The 14,635-nt window shown below is 46.7% G+C and carries 13 protein-coding genes; 9 read left to right on the plus strand and 4 right to left on the minus strand.

What is annotated here, in order from left to right; genetic code table 11:
* Window positions 1–129 precede the first annotated feature (129 nt).
* Window positions 130–1,014 carry an NAD(+) kinase gene (nadK, locus tag J4N45_RS03370; RefSeq protein WP_252013662.1) on the minus strand — a complete coding sequence of 295 codons (885 nt, stop codon included), beginning with the start codon at window positions 1,012–1,014 and terminating at the stop codon, window positions 130–132.
* A gap of 155 nt (window positions 1,015–1,169) precedes the next feature.
* On the opposite strand from nadK, the gene grpE reads away from it, so the two are divergent.
* From grpE to dnaJ, 4 genes are all read left to right on the plus strand, one after another.
* Window positions 1,170–1,778, plus strand: coding sequence for a nucleotide exchange factor GrpE (grpE, locus tag J4N45_RS03375; protein ID WP_042476307.1), 609 nt, complete (start codon window positions 1,170–1,172; stop codon window positions 1,776–1,778).
* Window positions 1,779–2,051: 273 nt separating this feature from the next.
* Entirely contained in the window at window positions 2,052–3,332 is a 1,281-nt protein-coding gene (locus tag J4N45_RS03380; RefSeq protein WP_234494414.1) for a dicarboxylate/amino acid:cation symporter, read from the plus strand.
* Window positions 3,333–3,615: 283 nt separating this feature from the next.
* Window positions 3,616–5,529, plus strand: a complete 1,914-nt coding sequence (gene dnaK, locus J4N45_RS03385; RefSeq protein WP_006072514.1) for a molecular chaperone DnaK — start codon at window positions 3,616–3,618, stop codon at window positions 5,527–5,529.
* Window positions 5,530–5,833: 304 nt separating this feature from the next.
* Window positions 5,834–6,976, plus strand: coding sequence for a molecular chaperone DnaJ (dnaJ, locus tag J4N45_RS03390; protein ID WP_042476312.1), 1,143 nt, complete (start codon window positions 5,834–5,836; stop codon window positions 6,974–6,976).
* A gap of 96 nt (window positions 6,977–7,072) precedes the next feature.
* On the opposite strand, the gene J4N45_RS03395 is transcribed toward dnaJ, so the two are convergent.
* Complete coding sequence (locus J4N45_RS03395) at window positions 7,073–7,489, minus strand: type IV pilin protein (RefSeq protein WP_252013663.1); 417 nt, start codon at window positions 7,487–7,489, stop codon at window positions 7,073–7,075.
* 114 nt (window positions 7,490–7,603) lie between these two features.
* Here J4N45_RS03395 and J4N45_RS03400 point away from each other — a divergent pair, with 114 nt between their 5' ends.
* The 5 genes from J4N45_RS03400 (at window position 7,604) to J4N45_RS03420 (ending at window position 12,342) form a co-directional block, all read left to right on the plus strand.
* Window positions 7,604–8,116: a GspH/FimT family pseudopilin gene (locus tag J4N45_RS03400; RefSeq protein ID WP_252013664.1), complete on the plus strand. Its 513-nt coding sequence runs from the start codon at window positions 7,604–7,606 to the stop codon at window positions 8,114–8,116.
* Window positions 8,085–8,726, plus strand: a complete 642-nt coding sequence (locus J4N45_RS03405) for a PilW family protein (RefSeq protein WP_252013665.1) — start codon at window positions 8,085–8,087, stop codon at window positions 8,724–8,726. Before J4N45_RS03400 ends, J4N45_RS03405 begins: the two co-directional genes overlap by 32 nt.
* The gene (locus tag J4N45_RS03410; RefSeq protein WP_252013666.1) at window positions 8,723–9,970 is read left to right on the plus strand and encodes a hypothetical protein; all 1,248 of its coding nucleotides are present in this window, start codon (window positions 8,723–8,725) and stop codon (window positions 9,968–9,970) included. Before J4N45_RS03405 ends, J4N45_RS03410 begins: the two co-directional genes overlap by 4 nt.
* Window positions 9,960–10,370 (plus strand): type IV pilus modification PilV family protein, encoded by a 411-nt coding sequence (locus J4N45_RS03415; protein WP_252013667.1) that lies wholly within the window; start codon window positions 9,960–9,962, stop codon window positions 10,368–10,370. The genes J4N45_RS03410 and J4N45_RS03415 overlap by 11 nt, the downstream gene beginning before the upstream one ends.
* Before the next feature lie 412 nt (window positions 10,371–10,782).
* Complete coding sequence (locus tag J4N45_RS03420; protein WP_234494407.1) at window positions 10,783–12,342, plus strand: AbgT family transporter; 1,560 nt, start codon at window positions 10,783–10,785, stop codon at window positions 12,340–12,342.
* A gap of 94 nt (window positions 12,343–12,436) precedes the next feature.
* Here J4N45_RS03420 and fghA read toward each other — a convergent pair whose 3' ends face one another.
* Together fghA and J4N45_RS03430 are read right to left on the minus strand one after the other, a co-directional pair.
* Window positions 12,437–13,282: an S-formylglutathione hydrolase gene (fghA, locus tag J4N45_RS03425; RefSeq protein WP_252013668.1), complete on the minus strand. Its 846-nt coding sequence runs from the start codon at window positions 13,280–13,282 to the stop codon at window positions 12,437–12,439.
* Between the two features lie 53 nt (window positions 13,283–13,335).
* Window positions 13,336–14,460 carry an S-(hydroxymethyl)glutathione dehydrogenase/class III alcohol dehydrogenase gene (locus tag J4N45_RS03430; protein ID WP_252013669.1) on the minus strand — a complete coding sequence of 375 codons (1,125 nt, stop codon included), beginning with the start codon at window positions 14,458–14,460 and terminating at the stop codon, window positions 13,336–13,338.
* Between the last annotated feature and the right edge of the window lie 175 nt (window positions 14,461–14,635).

Below are 14,635 nucleotides of genomic sequence, written 5' to 3' on the forward strand. Positions count from 1 at the left end.
TACAGTAAAGTTGTACAGGTAAATTTTTATGTGACACGACGCACTGTTGTAAGTTTTTTGAGCAAAAAGGACGTCGAGAAGAAGAAACAAAGCCTCAACGGTGATGTTGAGGCTGTCTATATGATTGTTCTAAAAAAGTTTACTAGACCAACCGAGCTTGTTCCGGAGAACATGGTAATAGCTATAGTCCTTAGGATGGATGAGCTTGAGTATGTTTGGGCTCTGATAGATGTGAATTTCGTCACCAGGAGAGACGGGCAGCGAGATTTGTCCATCACAGCTCACCTCTTGCGTTCCTCGGTTGTCAGGAGAGACAACGAGCTTTATGCGACAATTTCCATCAACTACAAGCGGGCGGCTCGATAGCGTATGTGGGAACATAGGCACCAAAGAGATGGCATTGAGCTGAGAAGATAGGATTGGACCACCACCTGAGAGGGAATACGCGGTAGACCCTGTGGGTGTTGATACGATGAGACCATCAGAGCGCAAGCTGAAAGCAAAGGAGTCGTCGATATAGACCTCAAACTCAATCATGTGCGCCACTTGTCCGGGGTGGAGGACTGCCTCATTTAAGGCGGCGTTGTGGCTTTTGATTTGACCGTGCCTGTGGATCTCTGCTTCGAGCAAGAAGCGTTTCTCCTCCAAGTATTCACCGTGAAGTACCGCTTCTAACGCCGTCTCAAATCCCTCAGGGTTAAGATCCGTTAGGAAGCCGAGGTTGCCGCGGTTAACGCCGATAACGGCAACTTCAAAACGTGATAGGACTCTGGCTGCACCAAGCATATTTCCATCGCCACCAACAACAATAGCGAGATCTGCTTCGCGACCAATTCGCACTAGGCTGAAAAAATGTTGTCTTGGTATATCGACCAGAATGTCGATTAATCTGTCATCCACCAAGACCTTATAGCCTTTAGAGGTTAGCCATTGAAACAACTCTTTATGGGTTTGAATGGCTTGTTGGGCTCGAGGTTTGCCTATGATGGCGATCACCTCAAAAGGTTTTTTCATATCACTTCCAAACTATTAGTGCTTGAATCACAAATCTTCATCCCCATAATATACCCAAAGTATGTATATATGCAGTGTTTGGTGCGATTTTGTTCCTAAGAATTGTGGGTGAGTCGTATTATGCATTGCCTTGAATCGAGTATTCCGGAGAGACCATGAGCAACGAAGAAAACAAGGTAAATCAAGAAGAGCTAAACACCCAAGAAGCGGAAGCAAAACAGGAAGATGCAGAAGTGGTTGGTTCTGACGCTGACGTGGAATGGAACGAAGAATCCGAGCAAGACATTCAAGAAGCTAAAATTGCTCAGCTAGAAGCAGCCCTGCTATCTAGCGAAGCAAAAGTAAAAGAGCAGCAAGATTCTGTTCTTCGTGCGAAAGCTGACGTTGAGAACATGCGTCGTCGCACAGAGCAAGAAATTGATAAAGCTCGTAAGTACGCGCTTAACAAATTTGCTGAAGAACTATTGCCAGTGATTGATAACCTTGAGCGCGCTATCGCGGCAGCGGATGCTGAAAACGAAGTGGTTAAACCGATCGTTGAAGGCGTTGAAATGACGCACAAGACATTCGTTGATGTTGTCGCTAAGTTCGGTCTGAAAGAGATCAACCCAGAAGGTGAAGCGTTTAATCCTGAACAGCATCAAGCGATGTCTATTCAGGAAAGTGCTGACCACGAGCCAAACACTGTCATGTTTGTTATGCAAAAGGGTTATGAACTCAACGGACGCGTCATCCGACCAGCAATGGTTATGGTGTCAAAATAACAGAAAGTTTCTAGGGGTTGACACTAGAGGTTTATCCCAGCAACTTTCCCAAATCTATAAAATGAAGCCTTATGGGCTTCATTTTTTTTGGTTTAATAATCTAGTTTTGTAGATAAAAACAGAGTTATAAACTTTAAAATTTGGATAACGAAATGTAAAATTTATGCTTTCATTCTAGCTTTAGATCTGTAATATCCCCTGAGCTTTCTACAAATAAGAAAGCAAATAACTATAAAAACGCAGGGACTAAACACAACATTCTGGAGTTTATGAATGAATAAATCACTATCCCAAAAGATCTTTATAGGTCTATTTGCTGGCCTTTTGATTGGTACGGCGATTCAATACTTGTTCGCGGGTGTTAGCATTTTTGACCAATACCTATTAGGTTTGGCAGAAGGCGTTGGCGGCATGTTCGTCTCACTTATCAAGCTTTTAGTTGTACCGCTGGTCTACGTATCTATCGTGTGCGGTATTGTAGAACTTAAAGACATCAACTCTTTCGGTCGCCTTGGCGGCAAAACTTTTGCGCTTTATATTCTTAACACCGTTATTGCGATCACCTTTGCTCTTGCGATTGGTATGATTGTACAGCCAGGTGCTGGTGCTAATTTAGGCGGCACAGTTGCCGAAGCAGTGGAGATCACCTCTACAACGACGCCAGACATCTTCTCGATGATCACGAACATTGTCCCAAGCAACCCAATTCAAGCGTTTGCAAATGGCGACATGCTACAAATTATCTTTATGGCGATCCTAACAGGTCTGGCGATCCAAGCCCTGGATAAGAAAGGTGGTCCGGCAATCAATGCATTCAAAGTCGCTAACGACGTGATGATGAAGCTAATCGGTCTTGTCATGAGCCTAGCTCCGTACGGTGTATTCGCACTTATGATTCAGCTTGGCGCAACGCTAAATGCTAATACATTGGCATCCGTAGCTGGCTATGTTGCCTTGGTGGTTGGTATCCTTGTGCTATGGATCTTCGTTGTGTACCCAATCATGGTCGGCGCAACAACTAAGATGACGCCAGCACAGTTTATTCGCGCGACTCGTGAGCAGGTGCTGTTCTCACTATCAACAGCAAGCTCTAACGCGACGATTCCAGTGACTATGCGCACTCTGACAGACAAGATTGGTGTCTCTAAGTCCGTAGCTGGCTTTGGTGTGCCTCTGGGCGCGACCATGAACATGGCAGGTGCTTCTATCTACATCGCTATCGCGACGATTTTCATTGCCAATGCCTTTGGTCAGCCAATCCAAATGGGCGATCTGTTTACTCTAGGCTTTACAGTATTGCTTCTTTCTATCGGTGCTGGTGGCGTCCCAGGCGGTGGTGTCGTGATGATTGGCGTTATCCTTCATCAACTAGGTTTGCCACCAGAGGGTTTGGCTATAGTTGCTGCCGTTGACCGTATTAACGATATGTTCTGTACAAGCTCTAACGTAGTAGGTGATACCGCCGTGAACACGATTGTAGCGGGTAGCGAAGGCGAGCTTGGTGCGCCAGAAGCTCAAGAGAGCGAAGCGACACTCGCTGAGAGTCGTGCTTAATCGCCAAAAAAATCATTAGAGAAGAAAAGCGGAGCCCATTTGGCTCCGCTTTTTTATTTCTCAAACACTTGGCGTAGGTTGAATAACGTCCAAGGTAGGCGGTGATGCCCCATCGGAGAAGAAAAAACTTAAAATTTTTTCACTTTTTCCCTTGAAAAGCATTTTGACGCCCTTATCTAAGGGTCATACAGAAAACAAACCTATTGCGAGCGGACAATTTGTCGGCTCTCAGCCTCACACTGAGGCAGCAAACGAAACAATAGAATTATTCGGAGATAGCCTGATGGGTAAAATCATTGGTATTGACTTAGGTACTACTAACTCTTGTGTTGCTGTGCTAGACGGCGACAAACCACGCGTAATCGAAAATGCTGAAGGTGAGCGTACAACCGCATCGGTTATCGCTTACACAGACGGCGAAACGCTAGTAGGTCAACCTGCGAAACGTCAAGCAGTTACAAACCCAGAGAACACGCTATTTGCAATTAAGCGTCTTATCGGTCGTCGTTTTGAAGACGAAGAAGTTCAGCGCGATATCGAAATCATGCCTTACAAAATCGTTAAGGCTGACAACGGTGATGCATGGGTAGAAGCGAAAGGCCAGCAAATGGCTGCTCCTCAAGTATCTGCTGAAGTACTTAAGAAGATGAAGAAAACTGCTGAAGACTTCCTAGGTGAGGAAGTAACTGGTGCAGTTATCACAGTTCCTGCTTACTTTAACGATGCGCAGCGTCAAGCAACGAAAGATGCTGGTCGTATCGCAGGTCTAGAAGTTAAACGTATCATCAACGAACCAACAGCAGCAGCACTTGCTTACGGTCTAGACAAGAAAGGCGGCGACCGCACTATCGCAGTTTACGACCTTGGTGGTGGTACATTCGATATCTCTATCATCGAGATTGACGAAGTTGAAGGCGAAAAGACATTTGAAGTTCTAGCAACTAACGGTGACACGCACCTTGGTGGTGAAGACTTCGATAACCGCATGATCAACTACCTAGTTGAAGAGTTCAAGAAAGAGCAAGGCATCGATCTTAAGAACGACCCACTAGCAATGCAGCGTGTTAAAGAAGCAGCAGAAAAAGCGAAGATCGAGCTTTCTTCTACTTCTCAAACTGACGTAAACCTACCTTACGTGACTGCAGATGCAACTGGTCCTAAGCACATGAACGTAAAAGTGACTCGTGCGAAACTAGAATCTCTAGTTGAAGATCTAGTACAACGTTCTCTTGAACCACTAAAAGTTGCTCTAGCAGATGCAGACCTATCAGTAAGCGACATCAACGACGTAATCCTAGTTGGTGGTCAAACACGTATGCCTATGGTTCAAGCGAAAGTGGCTGAGTTCTTCGGTAAAGAAGCTCGCCGTGACGTGAACCCAGACGAAGCAGTTGCAATGGGTGCTGCAGTTCAAGGTGGTGTACTAGCGGGTGATGTGAAAGACGTACTTCTACTAGACGTTACTCCTCTGTCTCTAGGTATCGAGACTATGGGCGGCGTAATGACTAAGCTAGTTGAGAAGAACACCACTATCCCAACGAAAGCGAACCAAGTTTTCTCTACAGCAGAAGACAACCAGAACGCGGTAACTATCCACGTTCTTCAAGGTGAGCGTAAGCAAGCGATGTACAACAAGTCTCTAGGTCAATTCAACCTAGAAGGCATTCAAGCTGCACCTCGTGGTATGCCTCAAATCGAAGTGACTTTCGACCTAGATGCGGACGGTATCCTACACGTATCTGCGAAAGACAAGTCGACAGGTAAAGAGCAGAAGATCACTATCCAAGCGTCTGGCGGTCTGAGCGATGAAGACATCGAGAAAATGGTTCAAGAAGCAGAAGCTAACAAAGAAGCGGACAAGAAGTTCGAAGAGCTAGCAGCTGCACGTAACCAAGCAGACCAAATGATTCACGGTACTCGTAAGCAAGTAGAAGAAGCTGGTGAAGCGCTACCTGCAGAAGAGAAAGAGAAGATCGAAGCTGCAATCACTGAGCTAGAAGAAGCTCGCAAAGGTGAAGACAAGGAAGCGATTGACGCGAAAGTTCAAGCGCTAATGGCAGCGGCTCAGAAGCTAATGGAAATCGCACAGCAGCAAGCTCAAGCACAAGGTGCAGGCGCTGAAGCTGGCGAACAGCCTAAGCAAGACGACGATGTTGTTGATGCTGAGTTCGAAGAAGTAAAAGACGAGAAAAAATAATTCTCGTCGCTAGAAGACCCAATCTCGGCGTCGGTGATGCTCATTTGCCCTTTCTCTTAGAAGAGTAGGTAAACTGAGCGTCATCTCCTTGAGCTTGAGCCTTCTAGCTTAGAGAATTGAGTGAACTGGATTCTCGAAAAGTGATTTATGCGGGCGTTTGGGGTAACCTTTACGCCCGCAAATTTGTAAACAGTGAGTTTACGAGAGTCATGTCGCTCTAGATAAGGACACCAATCTTTATCTAGAACGATACAATCCCCAAACAGCGTCGGGCTGTTTGTCGAAGTAATTGGTAACAAGCAATATGTCAAAACGTGATTTTTACGAAGTATTAGGCGTTGATCGTGACGCATCAGAGCGCGACATCAAGAAGGCGTATAAACGTCTTGCGATGAAGTATCACCCAGATAGAAACCAAGGTGATGAGACGGCGGCTGAGAAGTTTAAAGAAGTAAAAGAAGCGTACGAGATCCTAACTGAGCCTCAAAAGAAAGCGGCGTATGACCAATACGGTCACGCAGCCTTTGAACAAGGTGGCATGGGTGGCGGCGGCTTCGGCGGCGGCGGTGCTGATTTCGGTGACATCTTCGGTGACGTATTTGGTGATATCTTTGGTGGCGGTCGTCGTGGCGGCGGTGGCCATCGTGCACAGCGCGGTGCAGACTTACGCTACAACATGGAGCTAACGCTAGAAGAAGCGGTTCGCGGTATTTCAAAAGAGATTGAAGTCCCAACGCTGGTGGAGTGTGAGACGTGTGACGGCTCTGGCTCGAAGAAAGGCTCTTCACCACAAACCTGTGGCACCTGTCATGGTCACGGCCAAGTTCAAATGCGCCAAGGCTTCTTTGCGGTTCAGCAAACCTGTCCGACTTGTAGCGGTACCGGTAAGATCATTAAAGACCCATGTAACAGCTGTCATGGTCAAGGCCGCGTACAGAAGACGAAGACACTTAACGTTAAGATCCCAGCTGGTGTCGATACTGGTGATCGTATTCGTCTATCTGGCGAAGGCGAAGCGGGAGAGCATGGTGCACCAGCCGGTGACTTGTATGTACAAGTGCATGTGAAAGAGCACCACATCTTTGAGCGCGAAGGCAACAACCTGTACTGTGAAGTGCCAGTGAGCTTTGCTCAAGCAGCGCTGGGTGGCGAAGTGGAAGTTCCAACACTAGACGGTCGTGTAAGCCTGAAAGTGCCAGAAGAGACCCAGACAGGTCGTATGTTCCGCATGCGTGGCAAAGGCGTGAAAGGCGTTCGTGGCGGCGGTGTGGGTGACCTCATCGTTAAGCTTGTGGTAGAAACGCCTGTTAAGCTAAGCGCGCGTCAGAAAGAGCTTCTGCATGAGTTTGAAGAGTCATGTGGCGGTGAAGCAGCGAACACGCACAAGCCTAAGTCAGAAGGGTTCTTCAATGGTGTGAAGAAGTTTTTTGATGATCTAACGAGCTAAGCCCTTAACTCGTTTATGATTTAATCAACAGCCCGCGATAACTCAAGTTATCGCGGGCTGTTTACATTTCGGGCACGAATAAAGTAGTGGTGTGCTCTACCAGCAATCGATAGGTGATACATTGCCTTTGGAGTCGATGGTCATTGCCTTATCAGCACCAAGGCAGGTATCGTCGGTTTGTCGCGTCGTCGTTTGTGCGATGGCTTTGATGGTGTAAGTCGCTGCGGCACTACTGACAACCTCAAATTGGTAACGATCGAGTGACGACTCGCACACCGAACAGACCCCTCCAGAAATCACCGCTTCAAACTTATAGCCTGCATTGTAAGTACGTTCTAACTCGAGCTGCATCTCCATCAGGTCACCTAGGGCTACCATTCTATAGCTTTCCCTAATGTGTTGGTGATAATTGGGATAAGCGATTGAGGTTAAAATCCCTAGTATGGCTAAGGCGATCAATAACTCGATCAGTGTCAAACCTAGCTGCCTGTGATTACCTTGTTTGCATCGCATTCTATTAAGTCAATCCAACTGCCTATTTTAAAAGACTTTTCGAGTTTTGCCTGCTGCTAGGATTAAGGCAAGTAGATTGGATTGTTTGTTATTTGTTTCATAGGTATTTGGGAAATGGTTCGCGGCTTTACCTTTTTGGAATTGATCATCACCATCGTCATCTCTGGCATTATTTTAATGGCAATGGTGCCAGCGTTTACCAATACCGCTAAGACCAACAAAGTAGAGCGAGCAGTTTTAGAACTTTACGGCATCATTGTGCAGACACAAGCAGAATCCATACTGCGCAATCAGCCGCTTTGGCTGCATTTTGAAGGGCTACCTGAAGGCGCTTCAAATGGTGATTGGAGCGCCGTTGTGGCCAACAGCGAGAGCTTAAACAGTGCAGATACGGATAGGTTGTTTACGCTCTCTGGCGCGCCTTTTGACGGCATCACGCTAGAGGTCAACTACAATGGAAAGCAAGTTAAGGTTGACCACATTACAGGTGCGGCTCGAGCGGCGGGCAATATCACCATAAAACCCTATCCCCATAGTGAGGGCTTCGCCAAAATCGTGACAGATGCGAACTCTGGTCGGGTACGTGCCTGTCAACATGGCGCTGAGTTTGGTCTGGGGGCTTGCTAAGGTGAGAAGGCAAAAAGGCATTGCTCTTATTGAGATGCTGGTTGCATCAGCGGCAGGCATTCTGCTGATATCCCTTGTCGGTTCCCTCTATGTTTCCGTTCAAAGTCACGCTTCTCAGCGATCTCAACTGCTGCTTTTGAATCAAGCGTTGGCAACCACCGCGAGGCGGATTCAAAACGACATGATTCGAGCAGGCTACGATGGCGTCAAAGATGAAAGCTTAGTGGCTTTTGGGTCACAAGGAACCATTTTTATCTCTCAGAGTGGCTCAGTTGCTCAATATGCGTATCGAGATGATAGAGGTCAGGCACCGCTGGAAAATGTGGTTTGGCAGCACGACTGGCAAAGGGGAAGGCTTGCGATATGCCGAGAGAAAACCAGTGTTGCGAGTGGCGCCAAGGCGACTTCATTCTCACAAGCTTCTGGTTGCACGTCCATATTTGAGGCAAACCTCATTCATGTTATTTCGTTTTCCTTACAGAGCAATCTAGTCGCGAGCGATAACGCCTCCCATCAGTTTATTGCGATGACCATCGAAGCGCAGCTACGACAAAACGAGAGCATTTCCAGCACGCTCACTCGACAGTTTTTAGTGAGGAATGGGCAATGATGAAGCAGTCGGGAGTCGTCACCCTAATGACTACAGGGCTGTTACTTGTCGTTGGACTCATTATCACTATGGGCGCTTATAGAGCTGCACTCTACGAGATAAAACGTGCGCAAAATGAAGTCGAGTCGAGAAAAGCCTACTGGCAGGCTGAAGGGGGAGTTGAATGTGGACTAGCACAGTTTATCCCAACATTAACGATGCCAGAGATCGTAACCACATGTGATGCTGGTATAGAGATTGTCCCTAGTTTTACTTTGGACGAATCGACGCAAGAGATCATCCTTTCTGCTAAAGCGGGGTCTCATGTAGTGAGTCGGCGTTTTATCCCTTCAAGCTCCAACCTGCAGTCTGGTGCGCTGCAAAGTAGTGGAAGCTTTGTGGCAAAGAGTGCTGTGAATATCACCACACCGGACCCTGGCTCAAAACTTGAAGATGGAAAGTGGGATTGTACGGCTGTGAGGTTTGGTGGACGATTTACCGCTAACGCATCGATTACCAATAGTGGTGTCGTTCATGGCAATTTGCCCTATCAGGACTTTGAGCACAATGATAAAGATTGTGTTGAGAAAACGGTAGTGGATGGCAGTTGTTCGTCTGACTCGCAACCTCAATGCCTGTTAAGTGATTTCAAGAAAGATTCGGAGCTTAATATCTTCAAGGATTTTTTCGGCGTCGAGCCTCAGTATCATGACTCTGTGAGAGACAGTGGAGATTTCCATATTATTGATTTAGCAGGAGAACAGCTAGGGGCAAAAAACTGCGGTGCAGCGATCATTGAGCAGCTCGAGGCGGATGCGCGAAAACTCTGGGTTGAAGGTTCATGCGTTATCTCTTCTACAGAGCTTGCCGCAATAAAGTCGGCACTCAACCCCCCAGGACTCGAGAAAAAAGCAATCACTCTAGTCGTACATGATGGGCTTTTTGCGCTTCAAGGCGCATCGACGCTCGATGGCGTGGTTTTTCATTTTAATTATGACTTTTCACCATCTGAAGAAGCCTGGAAAACGCTCGATCTAGCGGATAGTGCGGTGGCTCATTTTCCTGATGACTATGGTTTAGCCGCGTATTACCAGGGCGGAAGTTTTAGCATCACTGGTGGTGTCTTTTATGATTACCCCGACTCAAGCCATGTCTCTCTATTTAGAGATTCACTTTCCTTTCACTACAATCGAGATGTCATTCGCCAAGCACAAGCCACCACCTCTCTATTTACCTGGAAAAAGGGAGCATGGCGTGACTTCTAATCAGCGTGGTTTTAGCTTAATCGAGGTGATGATTGCCATGTGTCTCGTTGGAGTCGGGGCGCTAGGGCTTGTCAAAATGCAAACCTTCATCGAGCAGCGCTCCGATTATGCCTACAGCAGTATTCAGGCCCTTGGTTTGGCAGAGGCAAGGTTGGAGTGGTTTCGTACTCGTGGGGCAAACAGCGCAGACTCCTCCATGGTGGTGGCAGATTTTGATGCCGATATTATTGATGGCTCAGAGCTACGCGCTCCCTATTTTCTGACCTGGACAGTACCCGCAGTCACCATGGATGGGAATGTCAAAACCGTTGTCGTGAATGTGTCTTGGAGCGATAGGCTAGGGCAATCACAAAACCTATCGTTAACGACGCAGATCTCTCGTTTTAGTGAATTTGATTAACATTCAGAGCATCGCAACGGGTTGCTGTATCTTCAAACTATTGGAATCGTTCTCTCTGTGCGATTTCTAGTGTCAACTATCTGTTTTCATTGCATATTACCCTCTTTTTAACAGTGCTTGCCAAGTGATGCACAGCGTTAGCTTTTAGAATGCGGTGAAATTATAAGCTATCTTTATATCATCGGGCATTTTGCGTGCTAGTTAGATAATTGTTTTGCTATTGTGCTAATTGTTGTTGGTTAAATGTTATGATAATCGGTAATTTTTGCAAAATAAGTCTACAAATATGGAAAAAGTTCCAAATTATCTACTCTTTTCATGTTTTTTAAATAGAATGGTCACGCAGATTTTATGTCACAGTGAAACTTGCCTTGAGATTCACAAATAACAACATCACACACACGGAGTTACCATGAGTAACCAATCGATTAATCAAGCGCCAGCTCCAAAGCCGACTGGAATGGATCGCTTTTTAAACTTTATTGAGAAAGCGGGTAACAAGATCCCAGATCCTGCTATCTTATTTTTCTGGGCTCTCGTTATTGTTTGGGTTGCATCAGCACTTTTATCAAATGTCAGTTTCGACCTGATTAACCCACGTACAGACGCGCCATTAGAAGTAACTAACCTTCTAACGGGTCAAGCTCTGGCTAGTTTCCTTGCTAACATGGTCACAACCTTCACTGGTTTTGCGCCTCTAGGTATCGTATTGGTTGCGATGCTGGGTGTTGGTGTTGCTGATTCTTCAGGCTTCATCACTACTGGTCTTAAGAAGATGCTGAACTTCACGCCAGCGAAACTTCTAACACCTATGCTGATTCTTGTTGCTATCGTTTCTCACACAGCAGCGGATGCAGGCTATGTTCTAGTTATTCCTCTAGGTGGTATCATTTTCCACGCGGCAGGTCGTCACCCACTTGCGGGTATTGCAGCAGCGTTTGCTGGTGTATCAGGCGGCTTCTCTGCAAACTTCATCCCATCTGGTATTGACCCACTACTTGCTGGTTTCACGCAAACATCTGCGCAGGTTCTAGACCCAGAATACATTGTTAACCCACTAGCAAACATCTTCTTCACAGGTCTTTCTTCTGTGATCATCGTTGCTATCGGTTGGTATGTTACTGAGAAAATCATTGAGCCACGCCTAGCGAACACGCCAATTGATGAAGATGCAGAAGAAGCACCAGATCTAGGTACGTTCACTGAAACTGAATCTAAAGCGTTCCGCGCGGCAGGTTGGGCTATGATGGCGGGTATTGCACTGCTTATTGCTGCAATCATTCCAGAATCATCAGCACTTCGCTCTCCAGAGGGTGAGATCACAGCGTTCTCTGCACCACTGATGCAGTCTATCGTTCCACTTATCTTCATCCTGTTTATCATTCCTGGCTACGTATACGGCCGTGTATCTGGCACGTTTAAGAACAGCGACGATGTCATTAAAGCGATGGGTACGACCATGTCTACCATGGGCGCATACATTGTAATGTCGTTCTTCTGTGCACAGTTCCTTGCGGCGTTTGGTCAGTCAAACATAGGTACTATGCTGGCACTTTACGGTGCAGAAGGTCTGAAAGCGATGAACCTGCCAGGTCAGGCAACGATCGTTGGTATGATTCTGCTAACTGCATTTGTTAACCTACTGGTTGGCTCTGCATCAGCGAAGTGGGCACTGATTGGTCCAATCCTAGTTCCAATGCTAATGGCTGTTGGTATCTCTCCTGAGCTATCTCAAGCAGCTTACCGTGTTGGTGACTCTGTATCGAACATCATCTCACCTCTAATGGTATTCTTCCCACTGGTTGTGGTTTACTGCCAACGCTATGTGAAGTCTACTGGTATCGGTACGCTAGCTTCTCTAATGATGCCATTCTCAATCGCAATGCTGATTGGTTGGACTATCTTCTTGCTAGCTTACTGGGCTCTAGGTATCCCACTAGGTATCCAAGCGCCATACACTTACACTATGTAAGTTGTCGTAAGAGACTAAAAAAGCCCGCCAGGTATGATTGCCTTGGCGGGCTTTTTGTTTTGTCGCTCTCGGTTTTAGTTTCTCAAGCTGAAAACTAGTCTTTTAAGAATCCGGCGTGAAAGCGTAAGTGATCATCGATGAAGCTTTGGATAAAGAAGTAGCTGTGATCGTAGCCTGGCTGCATGCGAAGTTTTACATCACTGCCTGAGCTTTCCGCCGCAGCTAGTAGCAGTTCAGGCTTGAGTTGCTCTTGCAAAAATCCGTCGTCTTCACCTTGATCGACTAAAATCGGCAGGGTAGCTTGGGCACTTTTCAGAAGCTCGACACTATCGTATTGCTTCCATTGTTCTGTATTGTTGCCAAGGTAATGGCTCAGCGCTTTTTGTCCCCAAGGACAGTTCATCGGATTGCTGATCGGACTAAATGCAGATATCGAACGGTAGCGGTCACTGTTCTTAAGACCAATAGTCAGTGCGCCGTGTCCGCCCATGCTGTGTCCTGATATGGAGCGCACGCTTGTTACAGGGAAGTGCTCTTCGACTAGCTTTGGCAATTCCTCTACGATGTAGCTGTACATCTGATAGTGTTTATTCCAAGGAGCTTGGGTGGCATTCACATAGAAGCCAGCACCGAGACCAAAATCGTAGGCACCGTCTGGGTCATCCGGCACGCCTTCTCCACGAGGGCTGGTATCCGGTGCAACGATGGCAATACCAAGCTTAGCAGCAGCGCGAAAAGCGCCTGCTTTTTGCATGAAATTCTCATCGGTACAGGTTAAGCCTGATAGCCAATAAAGCACTGGGACTGGATTGTCGGCACTCGCCTCTGGCGGTAAGTAAATTGCAAAGCGCATCGAGCAATTTAGAGCGCTTGAGGTATGTTGGTATTGCTTATGCCAGCCGCCAAATACTTTTGCTTGGCTGAGGTTTTCTATTGTCATTCTATCAACCTAAATGAAAGAAGGGCTCTGTATACAGAGCCCTAAGCTGGATCTTAGTAGTGAATTACGCTGCGGATACTTTCGCCTTTGTGCATAAGCTCGAACGCTTCGTTGATCTCATCAAGAGGCATAGTGTGAGTGATAAACTCTTGTAGCCCAAACTCACCTGCCATGTAGCGTTCAACGATCTCGGGAAGCTCACTGCGACCTTTAACGCCACCAAATGCACTACCACGCCATACGCGGCCAGTAACAAGTTGGAATGGACGAGTGGAGATCTCTTGACCTGCACCTGCAACACCAATGATGACAGACTCACCCCAACCTTTGTGGCAGCACTCAAGTGCTTGGCGCATCACGTTGACGTTACCGATACACTCGAACGAGTAATCCACACCACCGTCAGTCATCTCGATGATCACATCTTGAATTGGCTTATCAAACTTCTGTGGGTTAATCACGTCTGTTGCGCCAAGTTGCTGAGCAAGCTCGAACTTGCTTTCGTTGATGTCTACACCAATGATTTTGCTTGCGCCAGCCATGCGAGCGCCAATGATGGCAGACAAACCGATACCACCAAGACCGAAGATAGCAACGGTATCGCCTTTCTCAACTTTAGCTGTGTTAAGTACTGCGCCCATGCCCGTTGTTACACCACAGCCAAGTAGACACACTTCTTCAAGTGGGGCTTCTTTGTTCACTTTAGCCAGTGAAATCTCAGGCAGTACGGTGTACTCAGAGAACGTAGAGCAGCCCATATAGTGATAAATCGGCTGACCATCTTTGTAGAAGCGAGTCGTACCATCTGGCATTAGACCTTTACCTTGGGTTTCACGAACCGCCTGGCACAGGTTAGTTTTACCCGACTTACAGAATTTACATTCGCCACATTCCGCTGTGTACAGTGGGATAACATGGTCACCCACCTCAACACTCGTTACGCCTTCACCAACCATCTCAACAATACCGCCACCCTCGTGACCAAGAATACTTGGGAAGATACCTTCTGGATCGTCACCGGAGAGGGTAAATGCATCAGTGTGGCAAACACCAGTCGCCACGATTTTCACCAATACTTCACCTGCCTTTGGCAGCATGACGTCGACTTCTTCCATTTTTAGTGGTTGGTTTGGACCCCAAGCGACAGCTGCGCGTGATTTGATAAATTGTTCAGTCATGGTTTTTCCTTATTCTTTCAAGGTCATGATTTCAAGGTCATGATTGCAAGGTCACGAATCTATACGTAAGAACACAAACGGCTAACTCAATAAGGTTAGTTCACTTCACTCCGTTTGCATCGAATGACAAGCAGTATATTTGTTTCTTAAAAAATGATAATTACGAGAATTTGAA

Origin of the sequence: Vibrio sp. SCSIO 43140 (assembly GCF_023716585.1) — a bacterium.
Taxonomy (GTDB): Bacteria; Pseudomonadota; Gammaproteobacteria; order Enterobacterales; family Vibrionaceae; genus Vibrio; species Vibrio maritimus_B.

Bases quoted from the DNA above. Each gene is read 5' to 3' on its own strand.
- J4N45_RS03405 (WP_252013665.1), top strand. From the start codon at position 8,085: ATGGCGCTGAGTTTGGTCTGGGGGCTTGCTAAGGTGAGAAGGCAAAAA.
- J4N45_RS03430 (WP_252013669.1), bottom strand. From the start codon at position 14,460: ATGACTGAACAATTTATCAAATCACGCGCAGCTGTCGCTTGGGGTCCA.
- J4N45_RS03420 (WP_234494407.1), top strand. From the start codon at position 10,783: ATGAGTAACCAATCGATTAATCAAGCGCCAGCTCCAAAGCCGACTGGA.
- J4N45_RS03400 (WP_252013664.1), top strand. From the start codon at position 7,604: ATGGTTCGCGGCTTTACCTTTTTGGAATTGATCATCACCATCGTCATC.
- dnaJ (WP_042476312.1), top strand. From the start codon at position 5,834: ATGTCAAAACGTGATTTTTACGAAGTATTAGGCGTTGATCGTGACGCA.
- grpE (WP_042476307.1), top strand. From the start codon at position 1,170: ATGAGCAACGAAGAAAACAAGGTAAATCAAGAAGAGCTAAACACCCAA.
- J4N45_RS03410 (WP_252013666.1), top strand. From the start codon at position 8,723: ATGATGAAGCAGTCGGGAGTCGTCACCCTAATGACTACAGGGCTGTTA.
- J4N45_RS03395 (WP_252013663.1), bottom strand. From the start codon at position 7,489: ATGCGATGCAAACAAGGTAATCACAGGCAGCTAGGTTTGACACTGATC.
- J4N45_RS03380 (WP_234494414.1), top strand. From the start codon at position 2,052: ATGAATAAATCACTATCCCAAAAGATCTTTATAGGTCTATTTGCTGGC.
- nadK (WP_252013662.1), bottom strand. From the start codon at position 1,014: ATGAAAAAACCTTTTGAGGTGATCGCCATCATAGGCAAACCTCGAGCC.
- fghA (WP_252013668.1), bottom strand. From the start codon at position 13,282: ATGACAATAGAAAACCTCAGCCAAGCAAAAGTATTTGGCGGCTGGCAT.
- dnaK (WP_006072514.1), top strand. From the start codon at position 3,616: ATGGGTAAAATCATTGGTATTGACTTAGGTACTACTAACTCTTGTGTT.